Consider the following 16,524-nt stretch of genomic DNA (forward strand, 5'->3'; position numbering starts at 1 on the left):
TGATTCACTCAAAACTGGATTGAAGCTTGTAATCAATGCTTACCAAGATCATTCATTTTATTTCTTTTGGTTAAGTCCTCGACCGATTAGTATTGGTCCGCTCCGTACATCACTGCACTTCCACTTCCAACCTATCTACCTCATCATCTCTGAGGGGTCTTACTTTCTTAAAGAAATGGGAAATCTCATCTTGAGGTGGGCTTCACACTTAGATGCTTTCAGCGTTTATCCCTTCCCTACATAGCTACCCAGCAATGCCCTTGGCAGAACAACTGGTACACCAGCGGTAAGTCCATCCCGGTCCTCTCGTACTAAGGACAGCTCCTCTCAAATTTCCAACGCCCGCGACGGATAGGGACCGAACTGTCTCACGACGTTCTGAACCCAGCTCGCGTGCCGCTTTAATGGGCGAACAGCCCAACCCTTGGGACCGACTACAGCCCCAGGATGCGACGAGCCGACATCGAGGTGCCAAACCTCCCCGTCGATGTGGACTCTTGGGGGAGATAAGCCTGTTATCCCCAGGGTAGCTTTTATCCGTTGAGCGATGGCCCTTCCATGCGGAACCACCGGATCACTAAGCCCGACTTTCGTCCCTGCTCGACTTGTAAGTCTCGCAGTCAAGCTCCCTTCTGCCTTTACACTCTGCGAATGATTTCCAACCATTCTGAGGGAACCTTTGGGCGCCTCCGTTACCTTTTAGGAGGCGACCGCCCCAGTCAAACTGCCCACCTGACACTGTCTCCCAGCCCGATTAGGGCTGCGGGTTAGAGGGTTCATAACACAAGGGTAGTATCCCACCAGCGCCTCCACCGAAACTAGCGTTCCGGTTTCATCGGCTCCTACCTATCCTGTACATGTGGTACAAACACTCAATATCAAGCTACAGTAAAGCTCCATGGGGTCTTTCCGTCCTGTCGCGGGTAACCTGCATCTTCACAGGTACTAAAATTTCACCGAGTCTCTCGTTGAGACAGTGCCCAAATCGTTACGCCTTTCGTGCGGGTCGGAACTTACCCGACAAGGAATTTCGCTACCTTAGGACCGTTATAGTTACGGCCGCCGTTTACTGGGGCTTCAATTCTGAGCTTCGCCGAAGCTAACCCATCCTCTTAACCTTCCAGCACCGGGCAGGCGTCAGCCCCTATACTTCATCTTTCGATTTTGCAGAGACCTGTGTTTTTGATAAACAGTCGCTTGGGCCTATTCACTGCGGCTGACCGAAGTCAGCACCCCTTCTCCCGAAGTTACGGGGTCATTTTGCCGAGTTCCTTAACGAGAGTTCGCTCGCTCACCTTAGGATACTCTCCTCGACTACCTGTGTCGGTTTACGGTACGGGCAGTTGTTTTCTCACTAGAAGCTTTTCTTGACAGTGTGACATCAGGAACTTCGGTACTATTATTTCCCTCCCCATCACAGCTTGTCCGTATAGAGTAAAGCATTTGACTCTACTCAAGACTTACTGCTTGGACATGCACTTCCAGTCGCATGCATTCCTTAGCCTCCTGCGTCCCTCCATTGTTCAAACAAAAACAACTGGTACAGGAATATCAACCTGTTGTCCATCGCCTACGCCTATCGGCCTCGGCTTAGGTCCCGACTAACCCTGGGCGGACGAGCCTTCCCCAGGAAACCTTAGTCATACGGTGGACGGGATTCTCACCCGTCTTTCGCTACTCATACCGGCATTCTCACTTCTAAACGCTCCAGCCGTCCTCACGATCGACCTTCAACGCCCTTAGAACGCTCTCCTACCATCACACCAGAGGTGTGATCCACAGCTTCGGTAAACTATTTAGCCCCGGTACATTTTCGGCGCAGGGTCACTCGACTAGTGAGCTATTACGCACTCTTTAAATGGTGGCTGCTTCTAAGCCAACATCCTAGTTGTCTGTGCAACCCCACATCCTTTTCCACTTAATAGTTATTTTGGGACCTTAGCTGGTGGTCTGGGCTGTTTCCCTTTCGACTACGGATCTTATCACTCGCAGTCTGACTGCCGAATATGAATGAATGGCATTCGGAGTTTATCTGAATTCGGTAACCCGAGATGGGCCCCTAGTCCAAACAGTGCTCTACCTCCATCATTCTCAACTTCGACGCTAGCCCTAAAGCTATTTCGGAGAGAACCAGCTATCTCCAAGTTCGTTTGGAATTTCTCCGCTACCCACAGCTCATCCCCGCACTTTTCAACGTACGTGGGTTCGGTCCTCCAGTGCGTTTTACCACACCTTCAACCTGGCCATGGGTAGATCACATGGTTTCGGGTCTACGACTACATACTCATTCGCCCTATTCAGACTCGCTTTCGCTGCGGCTCCGGCTCTTCACCTTAACCTCGCATGCAATCGTAACTCGCCGGTTCATTCTACAAAAGGCACGCTCTCACCCATTAACGGGCTCGAACTTGTTGTAGGCACACGGTTTCAGGATCTATTTCACTCCCCTTCCGGGGTGCTTTTCACCTTTCCCTCACGGTACTGGTTCACTATCGGTCATTAGGGAGTATTTAGCCTTACGGGATGGTCCCCGCGGATTCCGACGGAATTTCTCGTGTTCCGCCGTACTCAGGATCCTCCTAGGTGCTGTCACAATTTCGTCTACGGGGCTATTACCCACTTTGGCGGACCTTTCCAAGTCCTTCGACTATCCTGACAGACTACCATATCGGAGTCCTACAACCCCAACAAGCAAGCTTGTTGGTTTGGGCTCTTCCCGTTTCGCTCGCCGCTACTCAGGGAATCGAATTTTCTTTCTCTTCCTGCAGGTACTTAGATGTTTCAGTTCTCTGCGTCTACCTCTAACCAGCTATGTATTCACTGGAAAGTAACATCCTATAAAAGATGCTGGGTTCCCCCATTCGGAAATCTCTGGATCATAGCTCACTTACAGCTCCCCAAAGCATATCGGTGTTAGTCCCGTCCTTCATCGGCTCCTAATGCCAAGGCATCCACCGTGCGCCCTTATTCACTTAACCTTGTCAACCTTGCGGTTGGGTCTTGACTACTTCTTCTAGCGATAGAAGGTTGGTCAATAAAATAAGCTTCGAACAATTAATTAATTAACTCTTCAACGCGGTGTTCTCGGTTTGTTTTGATTACTTTTTTTACTTCAATATCCAGTTTTCAATGAACAATCTAGTAACCATTGGTTACTAATGGAGCCTAGCGGGATCGAACCGCTGACCTCCTGCGTGCAAAGCAGGCGCTCTCCCAGCTGAGCTAAGGCCCCATTAAAGCTATACAATTGAGAGTAGACCTCTCAAAACTGAACAAAATGTTGACGAACCGTGTAGTTCCGTAATATTCCTTAGAAAGGAGGTGATCCAGCCGCACCTTCCGATACGGCTACCTTGTTACGACTTCACCCCAATCATCTATCCCACCTTAGGCGGCTGGCTCCAAAAGGTTACCTCACCGACTTCGGGTGTTACAAACTTTCGTGGTGTGACGGGCGGTGTGTACAAGGCCCGGGAACGTATTCACCGCGGCGTGCTGATCCGCGATTACTAGCGATTCCGGCTTCATGTAGGCGAGTTGCAGCCTACAATCCGAACTGAGAGAAGCTTTAAGAGATTTGCATGACCTCGCGGCCTAGCGACTCGTTGTACTTCCCATTGTAGCACGTGTGTAGCCCAGGTCATAAGGGGCATGATGATTTGACGTCATCCCCACCTTCCTCCGGTTTGTCACCGGCAGTCTCGCTAGAGTGCCCAACTGAATGATGGCAACTAACAATAAGGGTTGCGCTCGTTGCGGGACTTAACCCAACATCTCACGACACGAGCTGACGACAACCATGCACCACCTGTCACTTTGTCCCCGAAGGGAAAGCTCTATCTCTAGAGTGGTCAAAGGATGTCAAGACCTGGTAAGGTTCTTCGCGTTGCTTCGAATTAAACCACATGCTCCACCGCTTGTGCGGGCCCCCGTCAATTCCTTTGAGTTTCAACCTTGCGGTCGTACTCCCCAGGCGGAGTGCTTAATGCGTTTGCTGCAGCACTGAAGGGCGGAAACCCTCCAACACTTAGCACTCATCGTTTACGGCGTGGACTACCAGGGTATCTAATCCTGTTTGCTCCCCACGCTTTCGAGCCTCAGCGTCAGTTACAGACCAGAGAGTCGCCTTCGCCACTGGTGTTCCTCCATATATCTACGCATTTCACCGCTACACATGGAATTCCACTCTCCTCTTCTGCACTCAAGTCTCCCAGTTTCCAATGACCCTCCCCGGTTGAGCCGGGGGCTTTCACATCAGACTTAAGAAACCGCCTGCGCTCGCTTTACGCCCAATAAATCCGGACAACGCTTGCCACCTACGTATTACCGCGGCTGCTGGCACGTAGTTAGCCGTGGCTTTCTGGTTAGATACCGTCAAGGTAAGAGCAGTTACTCTCCTACTTGTTCTTCTCTAACAACAGAGTTTTACGATCCGAAAACCTTCTTCACTCACGCGGCGTTGCTCGGTCAGACTTTCGTCCATTGCCGAAGATTCCCTACTGCTGCCTCCCGTAGGAGTCTGGGCCGTGTCTCAGTCCCAGTGTGGCCGATCACCCTCTCAGGTCGGCTATGCATCATGGCCTTGGTGAGCCGTTACCTCACCAACTAGCTAATGCACCGCGGGTCCATCCATCAGTGACACCCGAAAGCGTCTTTCAAATCAACACCATGCGGTGTCGACTGTTATGCGGTATTAGCACCTGTTTCCAAGTGTTATCCCCCTCTGATGGGCAGGTTACCCACGTGTTACTCACCCGTCCGCCACTCCTCTTTTCAAGTGAGTGCAAGCACTCGGTAGAAAAGAAGCGTTCGACTTGCATGTATTAGGCACGCCGCCAGCGTTCGTCCTGAGCCAGGATCAAACTCTCATAATAAAAGTTGAACACGATCTTACGATCGTTAAGCTCATTTGTTTGCTAGCATATTGCTTCGCTTGTTAAAAATTGTTGTTTGTTTTCACCGTTGTGAAAACAACCTACACATTTGGTTTGTCTTACTTTGTTCAGTTTTCAAAGGTCTACGTTGTTACCTCGCAGCAACTTTTATATCATAACAAATCTTCGATTTGATGTCAACACTTTTAAAAAAAAGTTTCAAAGTTTTTTCTGCTTGGCGTTGTCGTTTGTTCCAGCGACAACTTCATTAGTTTATCAGGTTGTTTGTTATTTGTCAACAACTTTCTTCCTGATTTTTCAAGTTTTTTCAAAACTTGATTTGTTATTCTATTTCAGTCGTTTCAGCGATTTTGTTGCTCGCCTTGCGACATGTAATAATATACCAAGTTTCGGCGCGCAGGTCAATCAAAAATTGCATTTTTTTTGAAGTTTTTTTCGTTACCGATTGTTTTATTCCTTTTGTTCTTTATCGTTCGTTTTCTAACCTCTTGAAAATGGATTTTGACTGTTTTCCAGCCTGTTTCTTTACAAATAATAAAACTGTCTATCGACTATGATAGACAGTTAAACTGTATTTATCTCATTGTTGGGAATAGTAATACATCACGAATCGATTGCGCATCTGTTAAAAGCATTACTAAACGATCGATTCCAATGCCTAAACCACCGGTCGGCGGTAATCCATACTCTAACGCTTCAATAAAGTCTTCGTCTACACCATGAGCTTCATCGTTTCCTTGCTCACGTTCTTTCTCTTGTCCTTCGAAACGTTCACGCTGATCGATCGGATCATTCAACTCAGTGAACGCATTTGCGAATTCTTTTCCTACTATAAATAATTCAAAGCGGTCAGTGAATCGTCCATCTTCTGGATTTTTCTTCGCTAATGGAGAAACTTCAACTGGATGTCCATAAACAAATGTTGGCTGTTGCAGCGTTTCTTCCACAAATGTTTCGAAGAATTCATTTAAAATGTGCCCTACTGCCATATTATCATTGATTTCTACGTTATGCTTTTTAGCCAAATCACGTGCTTGTTCAACTGACATTTCTTGCCAGAAGTCTACACCTGTCTGTTCCTTAATGGCATCAACCATATGAACACGTTTGAATTCAGAACCTAAATCTACTTGTTTCCCATCATAGGTAATAGTCGATGTACCTAATACTTTTTCAGCGGCATTACGAATGATCCCTTCTGTTAGATCCATTACATCTTTATAATCTGTATATGCTGTATAAGCCTCTAACATTGTAAACTCAGGATTATGCGTTGTATCGATTCCTTCATTACGGAAAACACGGCCGATTTCATAGACTTTTTCCATACCACCTACGATCAGACGTTTTAAATGTAATTCCAGAGCAATTCGTAAATATAGATCCATATCCAAAGCATTATGATGAGTGATAAACGGTCTTGCAGTTGCTCCACCGGCATCATTGTGTAAAACAGGCGTTTCCACTTCTACATAGCCATTGCTGTCTAAGTAGCGACGAATTTCACTAATGATTTGACTACGCTTCATGAAACGATCAAAACTATCTTTGTTACTGATCAAATCAAGGTAACGTTGACGGTAACGTTGTTCGATATTCGTCAAGCCATGATATTTATCAGGTAATGGGCGTAATGCTTTAGTTAGTAGGACGATCGTTTTCGCCTTAACAGTCACTTCTCCCGTATCAGTTTTCATGATTTGTCCAGTGACACCAAAGAAATCTCCAAGGTCAGCGTGCTTGAATAGCTCATACGCTTCATCCCCTACTTGGTCTTTACGCACGTAGATTTGGATTTGGCCTTCGCGGTCTTGTAAGTGAGCAAATCCAGCCTTACCTTTTCCACGCTTTGTCATCATACGACCAGCAACACTTGCTGATAAGTCCAGTTCATTTAATTCTTCTTTTGAGTTTTGGTCATATTGTTCATGTAACTCACTTGAATTATGTGTACGGTCAAAACGTTTACCAAAGGGATCGATCCCTTCTTCACGTAAGTTTTCCATTTTTTCACGACGCACAAGCATTTGATCATTTAGATCGTCTAAGTGCGCTTGTTGTTCATCTGCCACTTTATTTCCTCCATTCTGAAATCACATACCATTATAATGCCACACTAAAACAAAAAAAAGCAAGCTGAACTTTGGATTCTGCCTGCTTTTTTTATTAGATTGTTTCCATTGTCTCTTTTTCTGCATATTTTTCTGCTTTTTCTACAAATGCATCTAACAAATCGATCATATCCTGCTGTGTCTCCGCTTGATTGATCGCAGCTTTTACTTTCGCTGCACGAGGGATTCCTTTTAAATAGTAGGCAGCGTGCTGACGAAATTCTCTTGTGGCAATACTTTCCCCTTTTAGGTCTACCAAACGTGTTAAATGAAGTTTCGCTGTTTCGATTTTTTCAAAGGGACTTGGCTCAGGTATCAATACACCTGTTTCAAGATATTCTTTCGTACGTTGGATCATCCAAGGATTGCCTAAAGCTGCTCTGCCGATCATCACACCATCAGCACCCACATATTCGATCATTCGTTTTGCATCTTCCGGGGTTTTAACATCACCATTGCCCATAAAAGGAATCGTTAGATGACGTTTCACTTCTTTCAGCACTTCCCAGTTGGCTTTCCCTTCGTACATTTGTACGCGAGTTCGTCCATGCATTGCGATAGCAGAAGCCCCTGCTTTTTCAGCAGCTAGTGCATTCTCTACAGCAAATAAGTGCTCATCATCCCAGCCGGTCCGCATTTTAACTGTTACAGGCACAGAAACTGCTGAAGAAACGGCTTCAACCATTTCATAAACTTTATTTGGATCTAACAGCCATTTTGCACCTGCTTCAGCTTTGATGACTTTGTTGACTGGACAGCCCATATTGATATCGATGATCGCAGCTTTCGTATTTTCCTCAACAAATTTTGCTGCTTCAACAAGATTTTCTTTATTGCCGCCGAAAATCTGAACACTCAATGGGTATTCTCGCTCATCGATATAAAGCATCTCTAATGTCTTTTTATTTCTGTGCTGGATTCCTTTATCACTGATCATTTCACAAACAACTAATCCAGCACCAAATTCTTTCACAGTTACACGAAAAGCTGCATTGCTGATGCCTGCCATTGGTGCAACAACAACTCGATTGGGTATCTCAATATCGCCTATTTTCCACATCAAGCTTTCCCCCTATTTATTTCGAGTATTTTTGATTGCTTCATCCCTCAACGCAATCAAGTCTTCTTCACTATAATGGTACTTATTCCCGCAGAACTGACAAACTGCTTCTGCTCCATGATCTTCTTCGATCATAGCATTGATTTCATCAAGCCCTACAGCAATAATTGCTGTTCCAAACTTTTCTTTTGAGCAGTTACATTTGAATTGAACGGGCATTTTTTCTAAAATTTCGATCTCGTCTTTCCCTAATAGACGTTCTAAAATCCCTTCTGGAGATTCACCTTCATCGATCAAACGAGAAATCATCGGCACTTCCTGCAGACGTTGTTCAATAAAATCGATTGTTTTTTCATCTGCTCCCGGCATCACCTGAATCATAAAGCCACCAGCAGCTCTAACGTGTTCATCCGTATCAACTAAAACACTTAGACCGATGGCTGAGGGAATTTGTTCTGAAACAGCCATAAAATAAGTAAAGTCTTCGCCGATTTCGCCAGAAACGATCGGTGTTTGACCTGAGAAAGTTTCTTTCAAGCCTAAATCTTTGATCACAGTAAAGACACCTTCTGTCCCCACTGCTCCGCGAACATCGATTTTTCCGCTTTCATTAAGTGTTAAGCTGACATGCGGGTTCTTGATATAGCCTTTGGTATTTCCACTGCCGTCACTATCAACAACAATGCTTCCTGCCGGACCATTCCCTTGAACTTTGACCGTCAACTTATCGTCACCTTTTAACGTTGCACCTAATAAGAGTGCCCCAACCATCGTTCTGCCTAATGCCGCAGTGGATGAGCTCCATGTATCATGACGTTCTTGTGCTTCTGAAATTGTATTTGTTGCGCAAACAGCATAAGCGCGAATCGATCCTTCATAACATAATGCTTTTACTAAGTAATCTTCCATTTTATTTACCTCTTCTCACTTGAGACTTTATCTGACTCATTATCAGATAATACTAGGATTTCACTATTTTTTCAACTAAAGAATTTTGACAGGCTGCTTAATGATTGACAGTTTCAGGTACCTTGCGTTATTATGTACCTGTACTTAGTAATACATTGTACCTAGAAGAGTATGCATGAACGGAAGTGATCAAATGGATAAGTTAAGTGAGATGCTAAAAGGTATTTTAGAGGGCATGATGCTTCAAATCATGAGCGAAAATGAAGTCTATGGATACGAAATCGTTCGAAGATTGACAGCCATGGGATTTGCCGGAATGACAGAAGGAACGGTCTATACAATACTTTTGAGACTCGAACGCAATAAAATGGTTACTGTAACAAAAAAGCCATCTGAGCTGGGACCTCCTAGAAAATTTTATACGCTAAATGATAATGGAAAACAAGAACTCGCTGATTTTTGGGAACGATGGCAATTTTTATCAGATCGAGTGACAACCTTGAAAAACGGAAGGAGCAACCAACATGACCATCAATCATGAGACACAACAAAAAATCAAACAATTTGCTAAAGAGCAATCAACACTTTATTTGGACGATGCTGAAATGACTTATATGGAAAAATTACGTCGCAAAGCTGGCAAAGGCCGTGAAAAAATTGGTACAAAAATATCTAGATTCAAAAATACCTCTGATAAAAGCCGTGAAATGCAAGATGATATGATCCTATATATGAATGACTATATCAGCGATTTGATCGCTAATGGAATGAGCGAAGAGGAAGCATTTGAAAAAGCCAGTGATGCTCTTCGTTTTTCAAGTCAAACAGATCAATCCGATGAACTTCAGGAACGTTTTGCTCAATATTACGCAGCGATCGATCCTGCCGATCATGAAATAATTGGGTTATTTTATGGAGGCTTTGCTGTATTGGGTTTAACGATCGGAGCATTGGTCGGCTTCTTAGCTAGCGGAGGCGTAACGGAATTTATGCATACAGGCTGGATCTACACATTGATTGGCATCTTAGCTGGTGTCTTGATCGGAACTGGATTCGGTTTGATCGCTAATGCTATTTTGACCCCAAAATCCAAAATATAGACTTGATCGTTACAAATAAACAATAAAAAGCGGTGTAGTATTCGTACTACACCGCTCAGACTGTAGACAAAGTCCTAAAAAAGGGATGACGTCTACAGTTTTTTCTTTTATACTTAACGTATGAAAACGTTTTAAAGGAGAGTGGGAAAAATGATGACAAAACACCCAATGAATGGCAGAGATCAGTACATGATGATTTCCTTGGAAGAACTTGTCCCAACAGATCACTTGATTCGAAAAGTAGATAAAGCAATCGATTTTACCTTCATTTATCCAATTGTTGAATCAACTTATTCGACCTTAGGTCGACCAAGTATTGATCCTGTGGTTTTAGTCAAAATCGTCTTCATTCAATATCTCTTTGGTATCCGTTCCATGCGTCAAACCATAAAAGAAATAGACACGAATGTCGCTTATCGTTGGTTTTTAGGCTACGATTTCAATGAAACCATTCCACATTTCTCTACCTTTGGAAAAAACTATGTTCGCCGCTTTCGAGAGACCACACTCTTTGAAGATATCTTTGCCTACATACTGGAACAAGCTGTCAAAGCTCGGATGGTTACGGAAGATGTTCTCTATATGGATTCTACTCATATCAAAGCCAATGCAAACAAGCACCATTTTACTAGAGAAATGACCCATATTGAAGCTAAGGCCTATCAATCAGAATTAGAGAAAGAAATTAACGAGGAACGCATCAAGGCAGGAAAGCGTCCTTTTATTTTCCCAACAGAAAGTGAGTTGAAAGAACGGAAAATAAGTAAAGTTGATCCTGAAAGTGGTTATTATGTAAAAGGGGAACGAGAGAAACAATTTGCTTATTCTGCTCATACAGCTTGTGATGAACACGGCTTTATTCTAGATGTTATTGTTACCCCCGGAAACCTTCATGACAGTCAAGTGGCTCCGAATTTAGTGAAAACCGTTTGTCACAAATTTCCCAAAGTACGTGCTGTTGCGGCAGATGCTGGGTATAAAACAGCTACTTTTGTAGAATTTCTCCGACGGAGAAATCTTCGCCCTGTTCTCCCTTATACAAGACCTCGTGGCGATCGAACGCTACTCCCTAAAAAACAATTTGTTTATGATGAATACTACGACTGTTACTTATGCCCAGAAAATAGAGTATTGTCTTTTTCCACCATTACTCGAGAAGGATATCGTGAGTATAAATCCAAAAGTTATATTTGCCAAAACTGTCCTCAATTAACGCAATGCACACGGAGTGAAAGCCACCAAAAGGTCATCACACGTCATGTTTGGAAAAAGGGCTTAGAAGAAGCGGAACATCTTCGACATACCGCGTTTAATCGAGAAACTTATGGCAAACGAAAAGAAACAATTGAGCGAGTTTTTGCGGATGCCAAAGAAAAACACGGAATGCGCTGGACAAAGTATCGAACCTTAGAAAAAGTCGCTGTCCATACGCGGCTGATTTTTGCTGCCATGAATTTGAAAAAGTTAGCCCTATGGGGCTAAAGAAAAGGGCGAGAACCTTTCTTTTTTTGCTCTTTTTTCAGAAATAAATAAAAAATACGTTCAGAATTTCTATTTCTAGAAACCTAAACGTATTTGTCTACAGTCTGAGCGGTGTAGTATTCGTACTACACCGCTTTTTATTGTTTATTTGTAACGATCTTCAAAGTTATTGCGATCATATTCAGAATCATCTTTTTTGTCTTCATCTTTTGTTTCAGACTGGACAGTTTCTTCTGTTTTTTCACTGTTCGTTTTTACTTCTTCTGCTTCGTCGTGCAATTCTTTTTTCGCATCTTCAAAGTCTTGTTTTTCTTCAGCTTGTTTTTGTGCGTCTTTTTCTTCTAACGCACGTTTTGCTTCTTCAAATGTTTGGGCCTTTTCACTTGGGAATTGGCTATCGATAACATCTTGAGGCATAACACCGTCTTCAAACAATGACTTGATGCTGCGCGCATCTAATGTTTCAAATTCAAGTAATTTTTCTGCGATCAGTTTGTGTTGAGCACGATGTGCTTCGATGATTTCATGCGCTTTATCATGAGCTTCCATCAAGATACGGCGTACTTCTTGATCGATTTCAAATGCTACTTGTTCAGAGTAAGCTTTAGTTTGACCATAATCACGGCCAACAAAGACTTGATGGTTTCCTTCATATTGAACAGGACCTAATTTGTCGCTCATCCCATATTCAGTGACCATACTGCGCGCAATTCCTGTTGCTTGTTCAAAGTCATTTGATGCACCAGTTGATTGAACACCGAAGATGATTTCTTCTGCTGTACGTCCGCCAAGTAAGCCAACGATTTGTTCAAACATATCTTCTTTAGTCATCAAGAATTGATCTTCTTTTGGTAAAGCGATCATATATCCGCCAGCACGTCCGCGCGGGATGATCGTTACTTTGTGAACGATACGGGCACGGCTTAGAACTAAACCAACGATCGTATGTCCCGCTTCATGATATGCAACCATTTCACGTTCTTTCTTGTTGATCACGCGATCTTTCTTCGCTGGTCCGGCAATCACGCGGTCTTCTGCTTCATCCACATCGGACGCATCGATTTTCTTTTTATTACGACGAGCTGCAACCAAAGCGGCTTCGTTTAAGACATTTTCTAGATCAGCACCAGCAAAGCCTGGTGTTTGTTGTGCAACAACTTTTAAGTCAACATCATCAGCCAACGGTTTGTTACGAGCATGAACTTTAAGGATCGCTTCACGGCCTTTCACATCTGGACGACCAACTAAAATTTGACGGTCAAAACGACCTGGACGTAATAACGCCGGGTCTAAGACATCTGAACGGTTCGTTGCAGCAATGACGATCACGCCTTCATTCCCATCAAAACCATCCATTTCAACTAGCAACTGATTCAAGGTTTGTTCACGTTCATCGTGTCCGCCGCCCATACCAGCACCACGTTGACGACCAACGGCATCGATCTCATCGATAAAGATGATCGCTGGCGCATTTTTCTTCGCTGTTTCAAACAAGTCACGAACACGGCTCGCACCGACACCGACAAACATTTCGACGAAGTCTGAACCAGAGATTGAGTAAAATGGTACGCCAGCTTCACCTGCTACGGCTTTAGCAAGTAATGTTTTACCTGTTCCTGGAGGTCCCTCTAAAAGAACACCCGCTGGGATACGTGCTCCTAATTCAACGAAGCGTCTTGGATCTTTTAAGAACTCGACTACTTCAACTAATTCTTGTTTTTCTTCTTCGGCTCCGGCTACGTCAGAGAAACGCACACGGTTCGCTTTTTTGTCTGCTTCTTTGGCTTTTGATTTACCAAAGTTCATGACACGGCCGCCGCCACCGCCACCGCCGCCTTGTTGACCCATCATCATATAGAATAAGAAGATGAATAACACGATCGGTAAGAAGCTAAATAGGATCGACAACCAAGCACCGCTTGTTGACTGTTCTTTTACTGTTAATTTTACATTATTGTCTTTCGCCATTTCTTGAATCCCTGATAAGGTGATGTCACTTGGCAGGACAATCGTTGTAAATGATTTTGTTGAAACCTCTGTCGATCCCCATAACGAAAGACCACCAGTATTTTTGATTTCTTGTTTGTCTTTATACTGACCAACGATCTTGTACACGCCATTTGTTGGCTGGATCGTCATTTCCTTGATTTTCCCTTTTTCTAATTGGGTATTAAAGGTTGAGTATTCAATATCCGGCGACTGTTGATTGCTATTTCCAAAGATGAAATATACAACCATGACCATCGCTAAAATAAGCAATACATAGTATAGGCCATTTTTCATGCCGCTATTTTTTTTATTCATGCCTGTCCTCCTTTGAACAACTGCTCGTAATTCTTGTGTTTACGGTTTATTTTTTATCAATTCTGACCATTACATTGTAACATAACTATTTCCAAGAGAGATATTAATTTGATTCGTAGATTTCTGGTTTCAAGACCCCTACATAAGGTAGGTTCCGATAAGCTTCTGCATAGTCTAAACCATAACCGACAACGAATTCATTCGGTACATCAAAGCCAACGTAATCTGCTACGATATCTACAACACGGCCTTCTGGTTTATCTAATAATGTAACGATTTTTACAGAAGCTGCTTTTCTATATTTAAATAGATCTACTAAATAAGCTAATGTTCGGCCACTATCGATGATATCTTCAACGATCAGGATATCCCGACCTTCAACATTTGTGTCCAGATCTTTGACGATTTTCACTTCACCGGATGATACCGTTGCATTACCGTAGCTTGACACGTCCATAAAATCCATTTCCAAATGTGTATCGATGCAGCGTGTAATATCAGCCATAAAAGGAATGGCACCTTTTAAAATACCGATCACTAAAGGATTCTTGCCTTTGTAATCTTCTGTCAGCTGTTTTCCAAGTTCAGCTGATTTTTCAAGGATTTGTTCTTGTGAAATCAAAACTTGCTTAATATCTTTCTCTAGCATAGTGCTCTCCTTTTCCTTGTAGGTTATTATCCCTTATTTCATCGTTCGTATTTATTGATTTTTACTCCTTTGTTTTATAAAGGAGTCTGTAGAGTATTTTATCAGTTTCTTTAGGAATACTCAAATGCGAATTTGCAAATTTAGGCATCCAGATGATCTCTCCTGTACTCGAGAGAATCAGCCACGTTTTTTCCCTAATAGAATTAGGGATTTTTTGATCGATAAATAGCCGTTTGACTCGTTTCGTTAATTTGGGTGTCAATGCGATTCGATCCCCTTCTTTCCTGTGCCGAATAGATAGCGGTAAGAGGACCTCACTGCTGATCGTCAAGGAAAGTTCCTGCCAGTTTCTAATTTTTTCAGGTTGTTCAGCATCGGCTCCAATTTGTTCTAAGCATATCCATTCATTCTCAGAAAGAAACAATTGCTCGCCTATGTTTAAAGAAAATACTTCTTTTTCTAAAGGCAATGTTTTTTTTCTCAAATAAGCAATATCATACTCCTTGATCATTTGCCAATCCTGCTCTAAGTCGGCCGTCATCTGAGGCTTTGAATCATTTACCAGTGCTAAAAGCTGTTGCACTTGTTTCTGGCTGACTTTGATTTTTTGGGATACCAAAGTTTGCTGAAGGAATTGTTGGATGAAAAAAAATTGAACGCTTTTTTCTTCCTGTTTTAGCTCTTGCAATTGAATTTGCCAGCCTTCTTGTGTTTCTGACACCCAGCTTTGATACTTAGGCAAAATCACTGATTGGATCAATTCATCCGCATAGCTGATTTGTGTACTAAAGTCACTCATACGTTGTAAAAACTGTTGGTTTTCTTTTTTCAATAGTGGGATAACACTGTGTCTCATCCGATTACGCACATACTCATCACTCAGATTCGTGCTATCTTCAAAATAGGTAATTTTTTTCTGTTCAGCAAATCGCTCTATTTGTTCTTTCGAAAATAGTAGCAACGGACGGATCAATTGCCCTTCTCCAAACGTTTGCTGAAAACGAATGCCTACTAAATTTGCCAACGCACTACCTCGGGTCAGCTTCATCACGATCGTTTCAGCCTGATCGTCTTTGTGGTGCGCTGTAAATAGTTTTGAATAATCGTTTTTTTTCATAAGCTCTGTAAAAAAGGCATAACGGAATTGTCGAGCTCGTGCTTCCGTATTTCGGGATTTATCAACAGCTTCCCACTTCTTACTATAGTAAGGCAGTCCTTGCGTTTGGCAATATTGCTGCAGATAGTCTGACTCTTTAGCTGATTCCGATCGTAACTGATGATTCACATGCGCTATTGCTAGATGAAAGCCATCTTTTTCAGCTGATCGCTGCATCAAATGCATTAGTACCATGGAATCAACTCCTCCAGAGACAGCTAGAAGAATTCGTTCCCCCGGTCGCCAATATCGATTCTTTTTGCAATAGCGGTAAAATTCCTGAAACATTCACTCACTCCCAGTTTCTCTCACTAAAGTTAGCTAAAACAGAAAAGCCGAGCTCTCGCTCAGCTTCGATTGTCTATTAGTTACGGCGACCGCCACGTCCGCCACGTTTACCTTCTGTATTACGTTTCAATGAAGACAAACGGTCATCACTATCTTTTAAAAATGAACTCATCAATGAATCAAAATCTTGTTTTGAATTTGTTGGCTGTGCTCTTGTAAATTGTTTTTTAGGCGCTGGACGTTGTCCACGGTCACGATTTCCTTGATGTTCATGGTTATCACGACGTTGAAATTCACGCTTTTGTTCTACTCGTTGTTCTTGTGCTTTACGAATGGACAAGCCGACTTTGCCGTCATCACCAACCGAAGTAACTTTGACTGTCACTTCATCTCCTACCGTTAAGACATCATGGATGTCTTTAACGAACCCATTTGATACTTCACTAATGTGGACCAACCCTGTTTTCCCTTCACCTAAATCGATAAAGGCACCAAAATTTGTGATACCTGACACTTTCCCTGGCAACTTAGCTCCTACTTCAATTGACATAAAAAAAATGTTCCTCCTAT

10 protein-coding genes, 1 tRNA gene and 2 rRNA genes are annotated in these 16,524 nt (G+C 43.0%); 3 read left to right on the forward strand and 10 right to left on the reverse strand.

Features of this window, described 5'->3' with window-relative positions:
• Positions 1-66: 66 nt before the first annotated feature.
• The 6 genes from IGI58_RS05070 to hslO form a co-directional block, all read right to left on the reverse strand.
• Positions 67-2,978 (reverse strand): 23S ribosomal RNA (locus IGI58_RS05070).
• Between the two features lie 181 nt (positions 2,979-3,159).
• Positions 3,160-3,232, reverse strand: a tRNA-Ala gene (locus IGI58_RS05075).
• Between the two features lie 82 nt (positions 3,233-3,314).
• Positions 3,315-4,874, reverse strand: a 16S ribosomal RNA gene (locus tag IGI58_RS05080).
• Together the 16S and 23S rRNA genes with 1 tRNA gene alongside form the textbook arrangement of a ribosomal RNA operon.
• Positions 4,875-5,470: 596 nt before the next feature.
• The gene (lysS, locus tag IGI58_RS05085; RefSeq protein WP_225534738.1) at positions 5,471-6,967 is read right to left on the reverse strand and encodes a lysine--tRNA ligase; all 1,497 of its coding nucleotides are present in this window, start codon (positions 6,965-6,967) and stop codon (positions 5,471-5,473) included.
• Between the two features lie 94 nt (positions 6,968-7,061).
• The gene (dusB, locus tag IGI58_RS05090; protein ID WP_429954277.1) at positions 7,062-8,066 is read right to left on the reverse strand and encodes a tRNA dihydrouridine synthase DusB; all 1,005 of its coding nucleotides are present in this window, start codon (positions 8,064-8,066) and stop codon (positions 7,062-7,064) included.
• A 12-nt stretch (positions 8,067-8,078) separates the two neighbouring features.
• Positions 8,079-8,975, reverse strand: coding sequence for an Hsp33 family molecular chaperone HslO (gene hslO, locus IGI58_RS05095; protein ID WP_225534736.1), 897 nt, complete (start codon positions 8,973-8,975; stop codon positions 8,079-8,081).
• Positions 8,976-9,168: 193 nt separating this feature from the next.
• Here hslO and IGI58_RS05100 point away from each other — a divergent pair, with 193 nt between their 5' ends.
• The 3 genes from IGI58_RS05100 (at position 9,169) to IGI58_RS05110 (ending at position 11,557) form a co-directional block, all read left to right on the forward strand.
• Positions 9,169-9,516: a PadR family transcriptional regulator gene (locus IGI58_RS05100; RefSeq protein WP_087642079.1), complete on the forward strand. Its 348-nt coding sequence runs from the start codon at positions 9,169-9,171 to the stop codon at positions 9,514-9,516.
• Positions 9,500-10,075, forward strand: a complete 576-nt coding sequence (locus IGI58_RS05105; RefSeq protein WP_429954276.1) for a hypothetical protein — start codon at positions 9,500-9,502, stop codon at positions 10,073-10,075. The genes IGI58_RS05100 and IGI58_RS05105 overlap by 17 nt, the downstream gene beginning before the upstream one ends.
• 150 nt (positions 10,076-10,225) lie before the next feature.
• Positions 10,226-11,557, forward strand: a complete 1,332-nt coding sequence (locus IGI58_RS05110) for an IS1182 family transposase (RefSeq protein WP_429952958.1) — start codon at positions 10,226-10,228, stop codon at positions 11,555-11,557.
• Between the two features lie 144 nt (positions 11,558-11,701).
• Here the strand turns inward: IGI58_RS05110 and ftsH are convergent, their stop codons facing one another.
• The 4 genes from ftsH to IGI58_RS05130 all read right to left on the reverse strand — a co-directional run bounded on the left by ftsH (position 11,702) and on the right by IGI58_RS05130 (position 16,504).
• Positions 11,702-13,861, reverse strand: coding sequence for an ATP-dependent zinc metalloprotease FtsH (ftsH, locus tag IGI58_RS05115; RefSeq protein ID WP_225534734.1), 2,160 nt, complete (start codon positions 13,859-13,861; stop codon positions 11,702-11,704).
• A gap of 103 nt (positions 13,862-13,964) precedes the next feature.
• Entirely contained in the window at positions 13,965-14,510 is a 546-nt protein-coding gene (hpt, locus tag IGI58_RS05120) for a hypoxanthine phosphoribosyltransferase (protein ID WP_087642042.1), read from the reverse strand.
• 61 nt (positions 14,511-14,571) lie between these two features.
• Positions 14,572-15,954 carry a tRNA lysidine(34) synthetase TilS gene (gene tilS / locus IGI58_RS05125; RefSeq protein ID WP_429954275.1) on the reverse strand — a complete coding sequence of 461 codons (1,383 nt, stop codon included), beginning with the start codon at positions 15,952-15,954 and terminating at the stop codon, positions 14,572-14,574.
• 76 nt (positions 15,955-16,030) lie between these two features.
• The gene (locus IGI58_RS05130) at positions 16,031-16,504 is read right to left on the reverse strand and encodes a S1 domain-containing RNA-binding protein (protein ID WP_429954274.1); all 474 of its coding nucleotides are present in this window, start codon (positions 16,502-16,504) and stop codon (positions 16,031-16,033) included.
• Between the last annotated feature and the right edge of the window lie 20 nt (positions 16,505-16,524).

Origin of the sequence: Enterococcus sp. AZ020, assembly GCF_050499205.1 — a bacterium.
GTDB lineage: Bacteria > Bacillota > Bacilli > Lactobacillales > Enterococcaceae > Enterococcus_L > Enterococcus_L dunnyi.